The 18,796-nt window shown below is 65.7% G+C and carries 15 protein-coding genes; 9 read left to right on the top strand and 6 right to left on the bottom strand.

All coding sequences use genetic code 11. The features are described from left to right. The first annotated feature begins 39 nt into the window (after positions 1 to 39). The 5 genes from OPIT5_24465 to OPIT5_24445 all read left to right on the top strand — a co-directional run bounded on the left by OPIT5_24465 (position 40) and on the right by OPIT5_24445 (position 6,338). Entirely contained in the window at positions 40 to 705 is a 666-nt protein-coding gene (locus tag OPIT5_24465; protein AHF92873.1) for a TetR family transcriptional regulator, read from the top strand. Between the two features lie 138 nt (positions 706 to 843). Further along, positions 844 to 3,024, top strand: a complete 2,181-nt coding sequence (locus OPIT5_24460) for a Copper-transporting P-type ATPase (GenBank protein ID AHF92872.1) — start codon at positions 844 to 846, stop codon at positions 3,022 to 3,024. A 249-nt stretch (positions 3,025 to 3,273) separates the two neighbouring features. After that, on the top strand, positions 3,274 to 5,118 hold the full coding sequence (locus OPIT5_24455) for a sodium transporter (protein AHF92871.1): 1,845 nt from the start codon (positions 3,274 to 3,276) through the stop codon (positions 5,116 to 5,118). 47 nt (positions 5,119 to 5,165) lie between these two features. After that, positions 5,166 to 5,369, top strand: coding sequence for a hypothetical protein (locus OPIT5_24450; protein AHF92870.1), 204 nt, complete (start codon positions 5,166 to 5,168; stop codon positions 5,367 to 5,369). A gap of 150 nt (positions 5,370 to 5,519) precedes the next feature. Continuing rightward, positions 5,520 to 6,338, top strand: coding sequence for a hypothetical protein (locus tag OPIT5_24445; GenBank protein ID AHF92869.1), 819 nt, complete (start codon positions 5,520 to 5,522; stop codon positions 6,336 to 6,338). Between the two features lie 191 nt (positions 6,339 to 6,529). Here the strand turns inward: OPIT5_24445 and OPIT5_24440 are convergent, their stop codons facing one another. From OPIT5_24440 to OPIT5_24425, 4 genes are all read right to left on the bottom strand, one after another. Further along, on the bottom strand, positions 6,530 to 7,732 hold the full coding sequence (locus OPIT5_24440) for a monogalactosyldiacylglycerol synthase (GenBank protein AHF92868.1): 1,203 nt from the start codon (positions 7,730 to 7,732) through the stop codon (positions 6,530 to 6,532). Beyond that, complete coding sequence (locus tag OPIT5_24435; protein ID AHF92867.1) at positions 7,729 to 8,943, bottom strand: glycosyl transferase; 1,215 nt, start codon at positions 8,941 to 8,943, stop codon at positions 7,729 to 7,731. Before OPIT5_24435 ends, OPIT5_24440 begins: the two co-directional genes overlap by 4 nt. A gap of 216 nt (positions 8,944 to 9,159) precedes the next feature. Continuing rightward, complete coding sequence (locus tag OPIT5_24430; protein AHF92866.1) at positions 9,160 to 10,338, bottom strand: protein kinase; 1,179 nt, start codon at positions 10,336 to 10,338, stop codon at positions 9,160 to 9,162. A gap of 108 nt (positions 10,339 to 10,446) precedes the next feature. Then, on the bottom strand, positions 10,447 to 11,703 hold the full coding sequence (locus OPIT5_24425) for a peptidase S41 (protein AHF92865.1): 1,257 nt from the start codon (positions 11,701 to 11,703) through the stop codon (positions 10,447 to 10,449). 145 nt (positions 11,704 to 11,848) lie between these two features. Between OPIT5_24425 and OPIT5_24420 the strand changes: the two genes are divergently transcribed. After that, complete coding sequence (locus tag OPIT5_24420) at positions 11,849 to 12,898, top strand: hypothetical protein (protein AHF92864.1); 1,050 nt, start codon at positions 11,849 to 11,851, stop codon at positions 12,896 to 12,898. 2 nt (positions 12,899 to 12,900) lie between these two features. Here OPIT5_24420 and OPIT5_24415 read toward each other — a convergent pair whose 3' ends face one another. Then, entirely contained in the window at positions 12,901 to 14,898 is a 1,998-nt protein-coding gene (locus OPIT5_24415) for a hypothetical protein (GenBank protein AHF92863.1), read from the bottom strand. 147 nt (positions 14,899 to 15,045) lie between these two features. Continuing rightward, complete coding sequence (locus OPIT5_24410; GenBank protein AHF92862.1) at positions 15,046 to 16,122, bottom strand: LacI family transcriptional regulator; 1,077 nt, start codon at positions 16,120 to 16,122, stop codon at positions 15,046 to 15,048. Positions 16,123 to 16,277: 155 nt separating this feature from the next. Here OPIT5_24410 and OPIT5_24405 point away from each other — a divergent pair, with 155 nt between their 5' ends. From OPIT5_24405 to OPIT5_24395, 3 genes are all read left to right on the top strand, one after another. Continuing rightward, entirely contained in the window at positions 16,278 to 17,009 is a 732-nt protein-coding gene (locus tag OPIT5_24405; GenBank protein AHF92861.1) for an N-terminal cleavage protein, read from the top strand. Between the two features lie 36 nt (positions 17,010 to 17,045). Beyond that, positions 17,046 to 17,906: a hypothetical protein gene (locus OPIT5_24400; GenBank protein AHF94738.1), complete on the top strand. Its 861-nt coding sequence runs from the start codon at positions 17,046 to 17,048 to the stop codon at positions 17,904 to 17,906. Positions 17,907 to 18,039: 133 nt separating this feature from the next. After that, the gene (locus tag OPIT5_24395) at positions 18,040 to 18,759 is read left to right on the top strand and encodes a hypothetical protein (protein AHF94737.1); all 720 of its coding nucleotides are present in this window, start codon (positions 18,040 to 18,042) and stop codon (positions 18,757 to 18,759) included. The last annotated feature ends 37 nt before the right edge of the window (positions 18,760 to 18,796 follow it).

The following is an 18,796-nucleotide window of genomic DNA, read 5'->3' as shown; positions in this document are numbered from 1 at the left end:
CGCTTGAGCGCCGCCGCCACATCCGCTTGTCTCGGCGCCATGCCGGCTTCCGCCAACCTGTCCGCTTCCCGTGAAAAAGATCTCCCCCGCCGCCGCGATCCCGACCGCACGCGCGGGCGGTTGCTCAGGGCCGCCATCCGGCTGTTCTCCGCCAAAGGCTACCATGGCGTCTCCGTCGATGAAGTCGTCGCCGCCGCCAGGGTGAACAAGCGGATGGTCTACCACTACTATGGCAGCAAGGAAGACCTCTACCTCGCCGCCCTCGAGGAAGTGTTCGGACGCTTCGCCCGCACCGAACTCGACACGCTTCCCGCCGGCGCCCGGCCCGATGAAAAACTCCGCCAGCTCCTCGCCGCCAATTTCGAGTTTCTCGACAAAAATCCCGAGTTCGTCCGCCTCCTGCTCTGGGAAAATCTCGACAACGGACGCCACCTCGCCGCCCATCCCGAGCGCCTCAGCCAGAATCCGTTCATGGATCGCTTCCGCGTCGTCGTCGAGGAAGGCGTCGCCTCCGGCCTTTTCCGACGCCCGCACGACATGCGCCACCTGCTCGTCAATTTCGTCGGCCTGAGTTTTGTCTATTATTCCAATCGCCATTCGCTCGCCGCCAGCCTCGGCCTGAAGGACGACAGCGAAAAGGGCCACGCCACGCGCCTCGCCCAGGTCATCGATCTCGTCCTCAACGGCCTTCTCGCACGAAAATAACCCGGCCGACTCCGTTTTCAGGCCAACTGACAGGAGAACCCTGCCGGTTCCTCCCCGCCGCGCTCCGCTTTCGCATCTCCGCCCTTTCGCGCAAGGGCTTTACCCTTGCCCGCGCGTATTATTGAATTCCATCCGTCGATGAAATCCGACCACGCCTCCTGTCACTCCGCCTCCGGCCACCGCAACGCTCCTTCACCGGACTCCGGTCACCGGCCGCCCGACGACCCCCGCGACCACGAACCGCTGTCTGTCGAACCGGTTTACATGGGCTTGCCGCATGAACGGGTGCTGCGCCCCCGCTTCCGCGTTGCGCTCGCGCTGACGATCCCGGTTTTTTTCCTGGCCATGGGAGAAATGGTCGCGCCGGGACTCTTTCGCCACATCGACCCGCGCCTTTCCGCCTGGCTGCAACTCGCGCTCACCACGCCGGTGTTTTTCTGGAGCGGCGCGTTCTTCATCCGCCGCTGGTGGAAATCCATCCGTGAACGGGATACCAACATGTTCACGCTCACCGTCACCGGCACCGGCGCGGCGTATTTTTATTCCGTCATCGCCGTCCTCTTCGGCGACCACTTTCCCGCGACGCTGCAGACCGCCGGTGGCAGCCACATCCATTCTGCCGGGGCAGCTTCCGCGCTTCCGCCGCTCTATTTCGAAGCGACCGCCGTCATCACCACCATTGTCCTGTTCGGCCAGATTCTCGAACAGCGCGCCCACGCCCGCACCGACGCCGCCATCCGCGCGCTCATGGACCTGACGCCGCGCACCGCCCACCGCCTCCGCGCCGATGGCAGCGAGGAAGACGTGCCGCTCGATGCCGTCCACCCGGGCGATCTTCTCCGCGTGCGTCCCGGAGAAAACATTCCCGTTGACGGCAAACTCGTCGAAGGCGACGGCGACGTGGACGAATCCATGCTCACGGGAGAACCGGTGCCAGTCACCAAACGCACCGGCGACCCTCTCAGCGCCGGCACGCTCAACACGACCCGCGCCCTCGTCTTTCGCGCTGAACGCGTGGGACGCGACACACTTCTCGCCCGGATCGTCGCCCTCGTCGAGGAAGCCACCGAAAGCGAGGCCCCCATCCAGCGCCTCGCCGACCGCGTGGCCGCCTGGTTTGTCCCGGCCGTGCTCGGCATCGCCGTGCTCACACTCGCGGCCTGGTGGATCTTCGCGCCCGCTTCCGGTTTCCTCCACGGGTTGCTCAATGCCGTCGCCGTTCTCATCATCGCCTGCCCCTGCGCCCTCGGGCTCGCCACGCCGGTGTCGCTCGTCACCGGCATCGGTCGCGGCGCCCAGGCCGGCGTCCTGGTCAAGGACGCCGCCGCACTCGAACGTCTCGACGGTGCCGATACGCTCCTCATCGACAAAACCGGCACGCTCACCGCCGGTCGCCCCCGCGTCGTGGCCGTCGAACCGGCCACCCCGTTGCCCTCGCGCTCCGGTTCCGGCGCGGCAGATCCCGCCAGCCTCCCGCCCCTTCCGCCCGCCGACGCCCTCCTCGCTCTCGCCGCCGCCGCCGAGCATGCCAGCGAACACCCGCTCGCCCGCGCCGTCATCGCCGCCGCCCGCGAGCGCGATCTCGCGTTGCCTGCCGCCTCGGACTTCCAGGCGGAGCCCGGCGCCGGCGTCACCGCACGCGTCGACGGCCGCTCCATCCGCATCGGCCGCGCCGACGCTTCCGTCCGCCTTGCCGCCCATCCGGCCGCCACGCTCGTCTCGGTCGAAATCGACGGCCGGCCCGCCGGCCTCATCGCGTTCGAAGACCCGATCAAGGATACCACGCCCGCCGCCATCGCCGAACTCCGCCGCCTCGGCCTGCGTGTCATCATGGTCAGCGGCGACCGCGAAGCCGCCGCCCGCGCCGTGGCTGACACGCTCGGACTCGACGGTTTCCACGCCGGCGTCACCCCGGCGCGCAAGCAGGAACTCGTCCGCGAACACCAGGCACGCGGCGAGCGGGTCGTCTTCGCCGGCGACGGTCTCAACGACGCGCCCGCGCTCGCCGCCGCCGATGTCGGCATCGCCATGGGCACCGGCACCGATGTCGCCATGCACAGCGCCGGACTCGTCCTCGTCAAAGGCGACCTGCAGGCGCTGGTCCGCGCCGTCCACCTCAGCCGGGCCACGCTGCGCAACATCCGGCAAAACCTGTTTTTCGCCTTTTTCTACAACGGCCTCGGCATCCCGCTCGCCGCCGGCGTGTTTTTCCCGCTCACCGGCTGGCTGCTCAACCCGATGGTGGCCGGCGTGGCGATGAGCCTGAGTTCATTCAGCGTCGTCGCCAACGCCCTTCGCCTCCGACGCGCACGGATCTGAAAACTCACAACTGCTGGCGAAGCCAGCCTTGGAGTGCGGCAGTCCTCTGCCGCTTTCCCCCGCTTTCCGCTCCAGAGCGGCAGAGGACTGCCGCACTCCAAGGCGGCTTCGCCGCAGAAAGACGGAATGCAGAGGCGGCACTGACATCACTCCGAGTCGCCCCCCCCCTGCCGCAGCCATTGTCATGCGCGCGCTTGCAACGGCGCAAAATCCCGTTCTTCTTCCTCCACCCGTACCACGCTTACCATCGTGAATCCCCTTCTGTCCCCCCTCCTGCTGGCCGCTGCCGGCGATGTTCCATCCCAGGCCGAGGCCGCCTCCGCCGTCTCCTCGCTCGCCGGCCATGCCGCCGAAGTCGCGCTCAAGCTCCACCTCAAGCCGGTCGATTACCTGATCCTCGCCACCTACTTTGCCTTCGTCATCGGCATCGGATGGCTCATCCGGAGACATCTCAAGACGAGCACCGACTTCTTCGAGTCGGGCCGTTCGTTGCCCGCCTGGATCTGCGCTCTCGGTTTCATCGGAGCCAATCTCGGAGCCCAGGAAGTCATGGGCATGGCCGCCTCGGGCGCCAAATACGGCATCTCGACGAGCCATTTTTACTGGGTCGGCGCCATCCCCGCGATGGTCTTCGTGGGCGTCTTCATGATGCCGTTCTACTACGGCTCCAAGGCCCGCTCCGTGCCCGAGTATCTGAAACTCCGTTACGACGAGAAAACCCGCACGCTCAATGCGCTGACCTTCGCGGTCATGACGGTTTTGTCGTCGGGCATTTCCATGCACATGCTCGCCAAGCTGCTCGTCGCCATCGCGGGCTGGAACTACCACCTCTGCATTCTCATCTCCGGCCTGATCGTCCTGATCTACATCTACACCGGCGGCCTCACCTCGGCGATCTACAACGAGGTGCTCCAGTTTTTTCTCATCGTTCTCGGTTTTCTCCCGCTCGTCATTCTCGGCTTGCAGGACATCGGCGGCTGGGACGGCCTGATGAAAAACCTCAACCTCTACAGCGACGCCCAGGGCATGCCCGGAGCCTGGACGCACTCGTGGGCGCACATGGACAGCGTCAGCGCCAACCCGATGGGCGTCGAATGGTTCGGCCTCGCCATGGGACTCGGCTTCGTCCTCTCGTTCGGCTACTGGTGCACCGATTTCCTCGTCGTGCAGCGCGCTATGGCCGCCAAGGACATGAACGCCGCGCAGCGCACTCCGCTCATCGCCGCCGTTCCCAAGATGCTCTTCCCGTTTCTGGTCATCGTGCCCGGGATGATCGCCATCGCCCTCATCCAGAAAGGCGGCGCCGCATCCCTCCAGCTTCCCACCACGCCGGGCGGCGACACCGATTACAACATGATCATCCCGGCCATGCTCGGGAAATATTTTCCCAACGGCCTGCTCGGCATCGGCCTCACGGCGCTCATGGCCTCGTTCATGTCGGGCATGGCGGGCAACGTCACCGCCTTCAATACGGTCTTCACTTACGATATCTACCAGACGCACATCAAGCCCGACGCCAGTGATGCCCACCTGATGCGCGTAGGCCGGCTGACCACGATCGTCGGCCTGGCGATCAGCGCCGGCTGCGCCTACGCCGCCAGCATGTTCAACAACATCATGGACCTGCTCCAGCTCGTCTTCGGCTTTGTCAACGCGCCTCTCTTCGGCGTGTTCCTGCTCGGCATGTTCTGGCGGCGCTCCACCGGCCACGGCGCGTTCTGGGGGCTCATCTCCGGCACCTTTGCCGCCATGCTCACCCACGGCCTCACGATCCCCGTACGTGATATCAAAAACCACATCCTCGAAAACCCCGGCCTCAAGGGCGGCTGGATTGCCAACCTCCACGAGTTTTCGAGTTCGATGGCGCAGAGTTTCTGGGTGGCCATCGCCGCCTTCACGACCTGCGTGATCGTGACACTCGCCGTGTCGCTTGCCACGCGCCGCACGAAAACAAACCAGGATCTCGTCGGCCTCGTCTGGTCGCTCACGCCGAAGCCCAGCGAGCACGCATCGCTCCGCTGGTATTCGCACCCGGTCACGCTCGGCCTGGCCGTTCTCGCCGGCGCCGCCGCCCTCAACATCATCTTCTGGTAATTCCTGTCATCCGGCTCACCCTCTTCGCAAAAACCAAGGATTTTCTCATGCAACTCGACGTCCGCATCCCGATGGGCTGGCTCTTCCTGATCCTCGGCGTGATTCTGGTCACGTACGGCCTGCTCAGCGATCCTTCCATCTACAAAAGCCACTCGCTCGGCGACAACGTGAACCTCCACTGGGGAGTGGTCTTCGGCCTCTTCGGCCTCGGCGCGCTTTTCCTGGCACGGAAGAAGAAAAAGGCGGAGTAACGAGCCGGAACCGGAAAGCGCATCGCCAGCGAGCGCGGCGGCAACCCTGCCGGCTCCGCTCCGGGACAGGAATCAACCGCAGGGTTGCACGGCAAGACGGCTTGCGCCAGAAATCGGGGAACTGCCGTCATCGTTCCGATTCCTGCCACCATGTCCGCCGCCGTCATCCGTCCTGCTTCTCCGCCGGAAACCCGGGTTTCCGAAACGCCCGAGGTCACTCTCCGGTCCTGTCCCTTTCCTCTGGCCACCTGGATCGTCGATCTCGGATTGCTCACGGCGCTCGCGCTGATCCTCGCCTCCCGTCCCGACGGCAGCCAGCCGTGGGAACACCACCTGCAACTCGCCACCGGCATCCTGGCCGCCTATGCCTTCGGCCGTGCCCTCCACGGACAACGCACCGGCTGGTGGGCGGCGCTCATTGTCGCCTCCACGCCGGTTGCCTTCGGCTATCCCGGGATCATCTCGCAACCGACGCCCCGGCTGCTGCTCGCGCCCTGGATCGTCTTTCTCCCGCAGGCCCTGTTCCTCCTCTGGCGCCGCCTCCGGGCCTTGCCTCTCCTCAGGCTTCCGCACGAATCCTCCAGCCGGTTTGCCTGGTGCCTCGTCGTACCGCTGATGGCCGGCTCGCTTTTCCTCGTCCAGGAGCGGACCGCCAGCGCCGGCACCCTGCTCGCCACCGTCGCCACCTTTACCTGCGCGCCGCTGATCGGCAACTACCTCGTCCATGCGTGGCGGGTCCGGCAGGCTCCGGGACTGATTCTCGGTCTGCTCGCCTTTGCCACCGTCTCACTCGCCGCCCTGACCGGGCGCATCATTTCAAACCCGCCCGGACACTGGCTGGATACGTCCGTGCAGATTCCCGGCAGCCTGCTCATCGTCGCGCTGCTGTGCAGCAGCCCGCGGCGCGGCGCGCGCAGAACCGCGCTCGTGATCATGCTCCTCATGTGCTTCACCTTTTTGCCCGAGTGAGGCAACGGCAGACTGATTGGCCGGTCGTGGCGCGGGCTTTTTCTGCCAATCTCCCGCTTCTGCGGGAGGTCCCCCTCACCCTTGTTTCAGGGCGGCGCTCCGCGCCGTCTGCGGGCGGGACGCCCGCGCCACTTCCCGGGCATGCGTAACATCAGTTATATGACGAACCCGGCTTACGGGACATCTGCCGCTCAGGACAAAAGAGTGGAATCCGAAAGCACCGGCAGCCGGGCGGGCTCCGCATGCGAGGGACCTCCGGGAAACGTACGCGCAATCACCTCCGCCACGATGTCGTGCGCCGCGGAGGGACGGGATAATGGCCCGGTGGCTTCCCGCCACGCCCGCCACACGCGGGCGCGCTCTGCGAAGGCCCGGCGCAGTCCATCCACGACTGCGCCGGGCGACTCCGCCAGATCGCCAATACCATGACGGCGGAGCAATTCGTAGTTCCCTTCCTCCTGTCCGGGAACAATCTGGTTGACGATCATCGGACAGCGCGCCGCCAGCGCCTCCTGGGTGGTGGCGCCGCCCGCCTTCGTCACCACCACGTGATGCGTCATCAGCAGACGCGGCATTTCGTTCGTCCAGCCGAGGATCGTCGCCGGACGCTCCCGTCCGGCCGCGAGCCGGAGGAGTTTCCGGTGAAGCGCCCGGTTGCGGCCGACCGTGATCGTGATGTCCCAGTCGCGCTCGGCCAGCAACCGCCGCGCCGTTTCTTCCGCCCCGCGCGAACCGGAATTGATAATGTAGAGCACGCGCGGCGCGCAGCCCCCGGCCAAGTCGTCGCCGGCCGGATCGGGCAACGACAACCGCCCTGCATGCTCGCCGAAAAACGGCCCCACCGGAAACCCGGCCACATGCAGACGCGCGGCCTCCACGCCCGCCGCGCGCATCACGGCGGCGGATTCCTCGTTGGGCAAAAACCAGCCCGCACACGCCGCTCCCGCCCGCCACCAGAGCGCGTTGATGCTGATCGAATCGGTGACGATGTTGAAATGCGGCGGCAGTGGCAGGCGGCCGCTCGCCGCCAGCGTCTCCAGCATGTAGGCGTAGACAGGATACGTGCTGCAAATCGCCGCCGGCTGCTCCTGCGCGACGAGTTCCGCCAGCAACCGTGTCTCGCGCCGCAAACCGCGACGCAGCAGAACGGGCAGTTTTTCCGAACGGTCCGTCCAGCGGTAGATCGCGCTCCACAGACGCGGCGACCCGTTAATGATCGCGAGATACACCCGCCGGGCGAAGGCGTTGCTCCGCGGCGCGGCCAGTGCAAAAAGGTCGGTCACCCGCGCGGTGCCTTCGCCGCCGGCCGTGTCGAACGCTGCCGCCAGCGCACGGGCGGCGGCATTGTGCCCCTCGCCGAAACCCGCCGTGAGAACGAGTACGCGTCGCTTCATGGCGCCTCCGTTGTCGCGGACCGGAGGGGGGCCGCACCGGTCGCTGTCCCCGCCGTTTCCGGCTGCATCGCCAGCCCCGCCACCGCATGCAGATCGGCTTCGAAGCGGGTGATAACCCTCTCCCACGAATGCGCCTCCACCGCTCGCCGGGCCTCGCTGCGCAGCCGGTTGCGCAAACTCTCCTCCCGCGCAAGCCAGACCGCCGCATCGACCAGCGCATCCGCCGCGTCGCAGGAGACGACAAGGCCGTTCTTGCCGCTCACGATGAATTGCCGGGCCGCCGCGTAGTCGAAGCCCGCCACGGCCAGCCCGCTGGCCATCGCCTCGGTGAGCACGTTGCCGAAGGTCTCCGTCAGGCTGGCGTGGATGTAGATGTCCGCCGACGCGTAGTGCCGCGCCAGTTCCTCGCGCGGAAGAAACCCGGTGAAAATACAGCCGGGGTTCGCCCGCTCCAGTCCGGCGCGAAGCGGCCCGTCCCCCACGAAGACAAAGCGGCAGCGCGGATTGGCCGCCCGCATCGCATCGCAGGCACGCATCAGCAGCGGCCAGTTTTTCTCCGCCGCCATCCGCCCCGCATGGATGATCACCGGGTCGCCGCGAGCGGCTCCCCACGAAGCCCGCAAGGCTTCCGACCGCAAGGCCGGGTCGAATTCGCGCGTGTCCACGCCCCGGGAAAGCAGCGCGAGGTTGCGAAAGCCGCAGGTCGCGAGTTCGGTGCACAGTTCCTTCGTCGGCGCAAAGGTGCGCGCGGTGCGGTTGTGCACGCGCCGCAACCACGCCAGCGCCACGCGTCCGGGCAATCCCCCGAGAAACCGCAGGCCGTAATGCCGCGTGTAGCTGTGAAAATTGGTGTGAAAACTCGATGTCACCGGAATCCCGATACGCCGCGCCGCGCTCACCGCCGAGGCCCCGAGAGGCCCTTCGGTGACGACGTGCACGAGATCCACACCGCCCTGCCGCCACCAGCGCCGGAATGTGGCGCCCGCCGGGAAACCGAGCCGCATCATCGGATAACCCGGCAGCGGCATGCCGGGCATCGCCACCTCCGAAAACTGCGGATGCGACGAAGCGGGCGGCAGATCGTCGCGCGCCGGACGGTAAACCGTCACCGCATGCCCGCGCCGTCCCAGTTCGCGGGCGATCACGCCGAATGTCATCGCCACGCCGTTGATTTCGGGCGGGAACGTTTCGGTTACGAGGGCGATTCTCATGATTGCACCCCGAGCATCGCACCTCCCCGCGGCGGCACTGTGACGAAACGGTTACGTTCGTGTGACAAACGGAGCGGCGGCATTCCTGCCGCTGCGACGAGGCGCCTTGCGCCTCGCCTCGTGTGCAGCACGAAGTCTCCTCGCGATGCGCACTCTCACCGATGCAGCGTGTACTCCGTCCGGCAAATGCAGCGGCAGGAATGCCGCCGCTCCGGCTCAGGCCAGCTCCAGCCCCGGCGCGATGACGAGGTCGGCGAGATCCGCCGCCGGCCGCGCCGCCGGATCGGCCCAGGCGGCAAAGGCGATCATGCCGGCGTTGTCGCCGGTGTGCCCCGGCAAGGCCGCCAGCAACGGCACCCGCCGCTTCGCCGCCACGCGGGTGAGCGTCTCGCGCAACGTCCGGTTGTTGGCCACGCCGCCGGAAAGGCCCACGCTGCGATACGCGCCGCCACCGCCCGCGCCACGCGCCAGCGCAAGCGTGGCCTTGCGCGCCAGCGCATCGACCACCGCCTGCTGGTAACTCGCGCAAAGATCGTCCATCCGCTCTCCGATTTCGGCCGGCGTCATTTTTTCGAGCTGGTAGCGCAGGCTGGTTTTCAGGCCCGAAAAACTGAAATCGAGTTCGGCGCGGGCGCCGATGCCGCGCGGAAAATCGTACGCATCGGCCCGGCCGCTGGCGGCGCGTTTTTCGATCAGCGGTCCGCCCGGATAACCGAGCGCGAGCAGCTTCGCGCCCTTGTCGAGCGCCTCGCCGGCGGCGTCGTCCCGCGTGGAGGAAAGCACGCGGATGCGGCGCTCCGCATCCACTTCAGCCAGCAGCGTGTTGCCGCCGGAAACGACCAGCGCGAGGTGAGGCAGCAGCGCGGCGAACCGCGCGTCAAACTCCGCCGGCGCCTCCGCGTGCAGCGTGATGAAGGGCGAAAACACGTGGCCACGCAGGTGATTGACGCCGGTCAGCGGCACGCGCAGCGCGAGCGCCAGCGCCTTGGCCGCCGCCACCCCGATCGCAAGACAGCCCGCCAGGCCCGGTCCGTGCGTCACCACCACGCCGGTGATGCCGGGGAATGGACGGTTCGCAACCGGGCTGCCGTGTAGCTGCCGACGTGAGTCGGCAGGACGCATGCCGGACTCCGGGCCAACGACCTGCGAACTCACGTTCGCAGCGACAGGCGGCGTGCCGCCCTCTCCTGCCATCGCCGCTGCCGCCTCGCGGGCTCGTTCGAGCAGGGGCGCAATGGTGCGCAGGTGTTCGCGCGTGGCGAGGTCGGGCACCACGCCGCCATGTTTTTCGTGCAGCGCGATCTGGCTGTGCACCCATTCGCCGGTCAGCCCGACGGCGGGATCGAACAGGGCGACGGCGGTTTCGTCACAGGAGGTTTCGAGAGCGAGAAACATGGAGATTTCAGGGAGAAGGCCCACGAAACACACGAAAAGACACGAAAATCAATCCATCCGGATTCCCCGTATTTTTTCGTGTCTTTTCGTGTGTTTCGTGGGCGTTTTTCAGGACTGCATTTTCTTTTTCAGCTCCTCGACCGCGGCGGCGAGGGGGCGGTCTTCGGCGAAATCGAGATCGAAACGTTTTTTGAACTCGACCGGATCGGTGACATCGGGGCGGAGCCGTTGCAGGCGCACCGCGTTTTCTTCCTCGGGTGTCATCTTGACCGGGATGTCGGGCTGGATGCCCACGCCGTGAATCGTCACGCCGGACGGCGTGTAGTAGCGGGCCGTCGTCAACCGCATGCCGGCGCCACCGCGCATGTTGAAGATCGTCTGCACCGACCCCTTGCCGAAAGACTTTTCGCCGATGACGACGGCGCGATCCGTATCCTTGAGCGCGCCGGTGACAATCTCCGCAGCGCTCGCGCTGCCGCCATTGATGAGCACCGCGACAGGCAGGCCGAGCGGTTCCTTCCGTGAGCGGGCATGGATCTCCTGCCGGTCCCCCGGAGTGCGGCCCTGGGTATAGACGATGAGTTCGCCGTTTTTGAAAAATGGCTCGACCACCGCCACCGCCGCATCGAGCAGGCCGCCGGGATTGTCACGCAAATCGAGGATGAGCGACTTCGCCCCTTCGTCACGCAACCGGGCGAGTCCGGCGGAAAACTCCCTCGCCGTCTGCTCGCCAAACTGGGTGATCTGGATGTAGCCGATGCCCGTGTCGTCGATCAGGTGCACGTCACGCACACTGTCGACATGGATGCGCTCGCGCTTGATCCTGAGCGTGCGCTCTTTCTCGTCGGACGGACGGAAAAAGGTGACCACGACTTCTGTCCCCGGTTTGCCGCGAAGCTGGCGGATGACGTTTTCCATCGGGGGCTTGTCCAGACGTGTGTCCCCGATCGCCACGATGCGATCGCCGCGCAGCACGCCGGCGCGGTCGCCGGGGCCACCCGGCATGGGCGCGATCACCACGACGGCGTCGTCCTTGCGCTCCACCTGCACGCCGATGCCGCCAAACTCGCCGTCGATCTCCTCCTGCAACACCTGATAATCGGACGGCGGCATATATTCGGAATACGGATCGAGCTTGCGACCGATGGCGGCGATGGCGGCGTCGCGCAGTTCTTCCGGTTTCACGGCGTTCTCGTCAACATAGTAGCGGTTGACGGTTTTCATCACCTCGCTGACGGCGTCGGCAGCGCGGTTGACATCGCGGGCCGGCCACCAGCGCCACGCGGCGCCGAGGTGGGCGACACTGAGCGAGAGCACGATGCCAAGCATGAAGGTGGTCATTACGGCAAGAAACCGGTTGAGCATGAGGCGCACTGTGGTCATCCAGATGGTTTTGTAAATGGGTTCGTCTTCATCCGTTTTTCCTCCCCCCTCCCCCGCCTTCCTCGATGCCTTCCGGCGACGGGCCGCCTTGCGGGGAACAAGGGACACCCTGACGTTCGCCGATTTCATGGATCTGGCGCTCTACGACCGTGAATGCGGCTACTACCGCGCTTCCCGGCCTCGGGTGGGGCGCGGCGCCGGCACCGATTTTTATACGGCGACGAGCAGCGGACCGGTTTTTGGTGAACTTGTCTGCGCCGCGGCCGGATCGCTGCTCGGCCGGCACGGCCTGCGGGCGAGCGATTTTACGTTCGTCGAAATCGGCGCGGAGCCGGACGGTAGCGTTCTGCGCGGCGTGGCCCATCCGTTCGCAGGCGAGCGAATGCTGCGCGTGGGCGAGCCGCTGCGGATCGAGGGGCACTGCGTGGTGTTTTCCAACGAACTTTTCGATGCGCAGCCGATACGGCGGTTCGTGCGCCGCGGTGACGAATGGCGGGAACTCGGCGTGCGGCTTGAAGTGGCATGGGCTTCCAGCCCATGTGACGCGGGCGATTGGCGGAAAAAGCCCGCGCCACGCGGAGAGGCAACGCTCACGGGCAAGGATGCCCGTGCCACGCCGGCAGGCGTCCCGCCCGCGCCACCGTACCTCTCCCCCCCCCCTCCCCCCGCGCTCTCCGAAATCGAGCTCGGCCCGGTCCGCGAACCGTGGCTGCCCGGCGACGCCGAAATCCCCGACGGCTACCTTTTCGACGCCCCGCGCGCGGCGACGGCGCTGGCGGCGGAAATCGCCGCGCAACCGTGGCGCGGGCTGTTTCTCGCTTTCGACTACGGCAAGCGGTGGGAACAACTCGCGCACGAATGCCCCGCCGGCACCGCCCGCGCCTACCGCGCCCACCGTCAGCACAACGACCTGCTGGCCTGCCCCGGCGAACAGGATCTCACCGCACACGTCTGCTGGGACTGGCTGGAGGCGGCTCTCCTGGATGCGGCCGACCGCTTCCGCGAGCCGGCGCTCGAATCGCAGGAAGCCTTTTTCATGCGGCATGCCGCCGCCTTTCTGGAAAAAACCGTCGCGACCGAAGCCGCCGGCTTCAGCCCGCGCAAGCAGGCGCTCATGCAGCTCCTGCACCCCGGCAACATGGGACAAAAATTTCAGGTGCTGCACGCCTGGCGGTGATTTTACGCCAAGGCCGACACCGTCACGTTGGCCGGCGCCTCGACCTCGCAGTGCGTGCTCCCGCCCGCATCGCGCCAGGCGCGCACCCGCACGCGGCCGCGAATCGTGGGCACCGTGCCTTCGGCTTTCGTCAGGGTGCCGAGTTGCGGCGCGACGAGGATGCGGCCGTAACCCGGCTCCAGCGGACGCACGCCGAGCACATAACGCGTGATGATATTGGCCGGGGCCGCGCCCCAGGCGTGGTTCCAGTCCTGGTTGGGCTTGAAACTCTGGTCCCAGGCTTCCCAGGTGATCGTCGCGTCGTGATCGAGCATGTTGCGCCAGCTTCGCAGCCCGCCGCCCGCCATCAGGCCGATCGCGTAGTCCGCCGCGCCGGGCACTCCGGACTCGAACAGCCCCTCCAGCAAAAACTGCGCGGGATAAACCGAACACGCCATGCCGCGCGACCGGATGAACGCCACGACGCCCGCCCGCCGCTCCGCCGGCACGAGCCCGAACGCGAGCGGAAACAGGTTGGCGTGCAACGAGGCGTGGTCGCTGCCCTCGCCGTCGATATACACGCCGCCGTCGCGGCCGGCGTCGAAAAGCACCTCGTTGAACCGGTCGCAAAATGCCGCCGCCCGGGAGGCAAACGCCTCGGCATCGCGGTCGTTCCCCGTGGCTCGGGCGATTTTTTCCATCAGCACCAGGGTGCGGTAATGGAAGGCGTTCACCACCGTGTTGACCAGGCGGAAGTCGTATCCGTCACGTTCGCACAATGGCCAGTCCACGATGTCGCCACAATCCGTGCGCCCGCCCTGCAATTCCCTCAAATTGCCCGTCACGAGCAGACCGTCGGCGCGCTCGTATTGCGAAAGGAGTTTTTCGTTTTTCAGGCAACCGTAATGGCGCCGCAACGACCGCGCATCGCCGGTCGCCTCATAATCGGCCCACGCGATCAGGATCGAATGCTGTTTCCACTCCGTCGGCCAGGTCGGGTGCGCAAGCAGGTATTCATGGGTGCGGCGGGCGAGCGAAAACTCGCGATCCACCGCATAGTGGCTGAGCTGGTTGATGAAAGCGTCGGCCTCGTACGGGATACGCTCGCGATCGCCATCCACGTAATACCCGGCAAATGACGTCGCCAGCATGCTGTAACGGCAAAGCTCCCACACCGCGTCCAGCTCCGGAGAAGAGGAACGAAACGCCGCCGCGTGTTCGTCGAACGGGTACTGCACGCGCATCAGGAATGCCTCATGCAGGACAACGCCGAGCGAATCCGCCTCCACCTCGGCAAACCGGAACGGCAGCACCACGCCCAGCGCGGCGGGCAGGCGGATCGCGGCGGGCCAGGTGGTGTTGCGCTCATCGGCGGGCGTTTCCACGCGATAACGATGCCGCCCCGCCCGCAGCGTCACGGCCGACTCCGCATAACGCACCGATCCGGGCGGTGTGCGATCGAGCGCGCCGTCGCGCCATGCTTCCCCCAGCCGCACGGTCACAGGGCTGCCGTCGAGATTCGAGGGAGCTTCCAGATCGAGTTCCAGCCACCCGAAGGCCTGCTTGCCGAAGTCGATTGTCCAGCCACGCCCGCCGGCCAGATCGCGTTCCAGACGCACCGAAGCCACCGGGTGAACTTCCGGCTGATAGACGCTCACCGGCTCGTTATCGCCCCCTCCCTTCGGCACCGGTCCGGAAGGCGCGCGGTCGGCCAGCGTGAAATATTGGGGAGCCGCCCACGGGCTTGCGGCCTGCTCGGAAAGATCGCTGCCCGTCGCCCATGTGCGCACGGTCCAGCACCAGGCGCCGCCCCACGCCAGCGGCTCCCCGGCGTATTCGATATTCAGCGACGAGGAGGACACCACCGTCCCCGTATCCCACAAGGCGGTCCCGTTTCCGGCCGGGCCCAGCGCGACGCGCACCTGGTACGCCTGTTGCGCCGGTCCGGGTTTGCCGCCGCCGGGAATCCAGCCAAACGTGGGCCGCAGCGTGGCGATCCGTGTTTTTCCGGGCATGGCCAGCAAGTCACACAGCAGACCGGACGGAGCCGGGGGACGAGAGGAAGCAGACGAAACGGAGGGAGATGATTTCATGGGAAACGAATATCCTGATCACGGATTTCGCCGGTTATCACGGACTAAATGTCGATCATGGTCTCCCCGCTCTGTTTATTGCCGTCGCTGCCTTTTCTGCTTTGGCGGCAGCGAAGCCCCGTTTACCCATTGCCCGTCCACGAGCACGATCCGGGGCTCCTCGGGAAGGCCGTATTCATCGTGATGAAGCTGGCTCACCAGCAAATTCACCGCCACCGCCCCCAACCGTTCGTAACCGGGACGCACTCCCGCCATGTCGGGATCGCCGGTCTCCCAGCGCAACAGCGACACCAAAGGCAAATCCGGTGGCAAACCCCACGAAGCCAGACTCGCCCGGGTCCCCGGGGTGGTGTGCAGCAACACCTCCGGGCTGCGTTCCCGAAACCACACCTGCAGCTTCGTTCCGCTTCCGCTGAATGCCGGAGGCACCCGCGACTCTTCCGGCTGTCCGTACTGCCACGCCAGAAACGCCGCCAGATGCAGATTTTCCATCGTCGGCTCCATCGGACGGTCCAGCAGGAGGCCTACCCGACGATAACCGGCCTCCGTCACCTTGCGCAGGGCAAGCAGCGTATTGTGGTAGTGGTGGGTCGCCACCCGGTGCAATACCGGCCTGGTCACGGAGTAACCTACGGTCACCGCGGCAAAGTTTTTCCACGGAAAATCGACCTCCGAATCCGGATGCCCGCTCGATCCCAGGACAATCCCGCGAATGCCTCGCGCCATCAGTATCCCCGCCAGGCGCGCGGGCGTGATGCCCGGCTCGTGCAACCAGAACTCCTCCAACTCGTAACCCAGCGCCCGCGCCCGCTCGCTCGCGTTCCTGTAAAAATCCTTCAATCCGTGCGCCCGCTGCGAAAACGCCTTTTCCTCCGGCCTCGGATTGATGAAGGCGATCTTCCCCTCGTAACGCGGCGCCTCGCTCTCCGACATTCCCCCGCGCTGGCTTCCCCCGTGCAGATGGGTCATCAGTTTGGACAACATCGGATCGGGCCGATAACCGAGCCGGGTCGCAATTTCCTGGATACGCCGGCGCGTCTCCGCCGCGATATTCGGATCTCCCCGCAATGCGTAGGAAACCGCCGCGCGCGAAACTCCGGCCTCACGGGCGATGTGTCCGAGGGTGATACGTCGATGAGGAAGGGCAGGCACGGGTCGGGTTCGGGCTGAAAGGAAACGGAGGAATGCACGGGTTGCCGGAAATCGGGCGATCCGGGCATTCCGGGCGGATGATTCTTAACGATTCAGAAACACCCCCGTTGCCCGGATGTCACGACCGAAGTTGAGTAACGGCCATTCCCCATGCCATGAAGACACTCATTTCCCCGCCACGCCTTTCTCTCCGGTCCGATACCATCCGGCGCGCTCCGGCCGCGTTTACCCTGATCGAACTGCTGACTGTCATCGCGATCATTGGCATTCTCGCCGCGATCATCATTCCCACCGTCGGAAAAGTCCGCGAGACGGCCCGTCGGGCCCAATGCGTTTCCAATCTCCGCCAGATCACGCTCGCAACCCTCGCCTACGGTAACGACAACCGGGGCCGCCCTCCTTATCCCAACAAGGATTCCGCCAACCGGCCCTCTTTCCAGGAATATCCGCATCAGTACAAATCCGCCTGTTTCGACGAGACCTTGCGACCTTGGCTCGGTGATCCTTACGGCGTCATGTATTGCCCCGGTGCGATCACGCAGGATGCCGGCGGGCTTTACGACCCGGTCAGGCGCCGCGCCCAGCCTGTCCCGACCACGTTCAACTTCAGTTATCAGTACTTCAATCGCGCCCAATACGTTCTCGACGCGAAACACGTCACGCTGTTTCACGACCTGAACAACCCGCCGCTCGAATACGCCATCTGGGGTTGCCTTTCGCTTGTCCGCAATGGCGAAGCACTCGGTCACAGCGAACCCCGTATCAACAGCAATCATCTCCGGGGCATGAACGCTGCATGGGCCGATGGCTCGGTGAAATGGATAAAATTCGAGGACATGACCGAATTTGCCAGCGGCTTCTACTGGCCTCGCCCCAAAGGCGAGTAAGCCGCAAGCCGCCCTGCCTGTTTTGCATGCCGCCCGATGTCCGAATCGGGACGCAACCACCACAACACGTCATCACATATCATGAACACCTGCACATCCCGCTCCCTGGCGCTTGTCGCCACGCTCCTCGCCTCGGCCAGTCTCGCGGCCGCCCCCGCCACGACGGCCACACTTGTCGACTACAATTTCAACGCTGATCAGGCCCCCTCGAATATCCTCTCCGGCCTCACCGCAGGCGATGTCACCTGGGGACCTTTTGACGGAGTCGCCCAAAGCAACAACACCTACTGGCGCAGCACGGGGCAGGGCGCCGGCAATTCCGCCAATCTCGCCGTCCGCGTCCTCAGCAATGATACGGCGGCCAAACGCCTGCTCTGGACCGATACCAGCAGCCCCGCCAATGTTTTCAATTTCGGTTCGTATGTGGAATTCACCGTCACGCCCGACGCCGCGCAAAGCATCAATCTCGAAAGTTTCTCCGCCTGGGTTGGCGGTACCAGTGGCGGCTCCACCGTCGACGGATTTTCCGTCAATGCGTTCCTCACCACCAGCCTCACCGGTGACAATTACGCCACCGTGATCGGCCAGTCCGGCTGGATCAGTGTGGACAAGAACACCACCAACAGCGGGCAACTCTCCGTCTCGTTCTCCGACGCGTCGCTGTCCGCCTGGAACTTCACCGGTATCGAAAATTCCGTTACCTTTCGCATCTACCTTGCCGCCAGCACGGCAGGTGTGACTGCCTCGAAATTCCAGTACGCTCGCCTCGACGATATCGTTCTCACCGGCACGGTTTCCGCCATCCCCGAACCCGCAACCACCGCGGTTTTCGGCGCCTCCCTCCTTCTGCTCGGCACCGTTGCCCTCCGTATCCACCAGCACCGGAGCCGCAACTGACCTCCGCCGCGAAACCGCGGTCTCCCGTACTCCGCGATATTCCGGGCGAGGTGCAAGACATCTCGCCCCGTTTGCGCGCCAGACCCATCGTGCCACGCCACACCCGTCCCTCCACCCGATCTTTTTTTCATCCATGATCCGCCGTCTCCACCGTTCTCCGCTCGCTGCTCTCGCCCTCTGCATCCTGCTGCCCCTGGCCGCCTCCCTGTCGTATGCAGCCGCACCTCTCGCCGGCTACAATTTTAACGACAAGGACACTCTCGCTCCCACCTGGACGGGCGCAGGACTCACCGCCAGTCCGGTCACGTGGGGAGACTTCGGTGGAACTCCGCAAGGCAACGGCAGCTATTTCTGGAGCGCCGCAGGCGGGCACCCGTTTCCGAAAGGCAAGGGCAGCGGCAACCTCGCCGTCCGTGTCGCCACGGTGACCAAACCGGTCACCCGCATCCTCCACGGCACCGAGGACGACGCCGTCAAAAACAACACTTTCGCATCCCTTACCCTCACTCCCGACGCAGGCAACAAACTCAATCTCGCCAACCTCACCGCGTTTGTCGCCGGTCTCGGAGCGGACAAGAGCATCGGCCCATTCGCAGCCACTTTCCTGGTGCGCACCAGCCTCGACAACTACCAGACCACCGTCGGCACACCCCTGCGCCTCGAGATTCCCAAAGGCGACTCGCTCACCGGCACACTCGACATCGACCTCTCCGCCCCCGCCTTTCAGGCAATCGACAAACCCGTCACCCTTCGCGTGTATTTTCTCGCCAACATGACCGGCGGAGCCCGCTCCTCCGCAGCCCAGATCCTCCGCCTCGACCAGCTCGTCGTCAACGGCACCGTCACCCGCTAACACACCGTCCTGCTTCGCCATCTCTTCGCCCTGCCCT

The organism is Opitutaceae bacterium TAV5, from assembly GCA_000242935.3.
GTDB lineage: Bacteria > Verrucomicrobiota > Verrucomicrobiia > Opitutales > Opitutaceae > Geminisphaera.
Note: the sequence above shows the minus strand (reverse complement) of the source record. Positions and strands in the feature narration are given on the sequence as shown.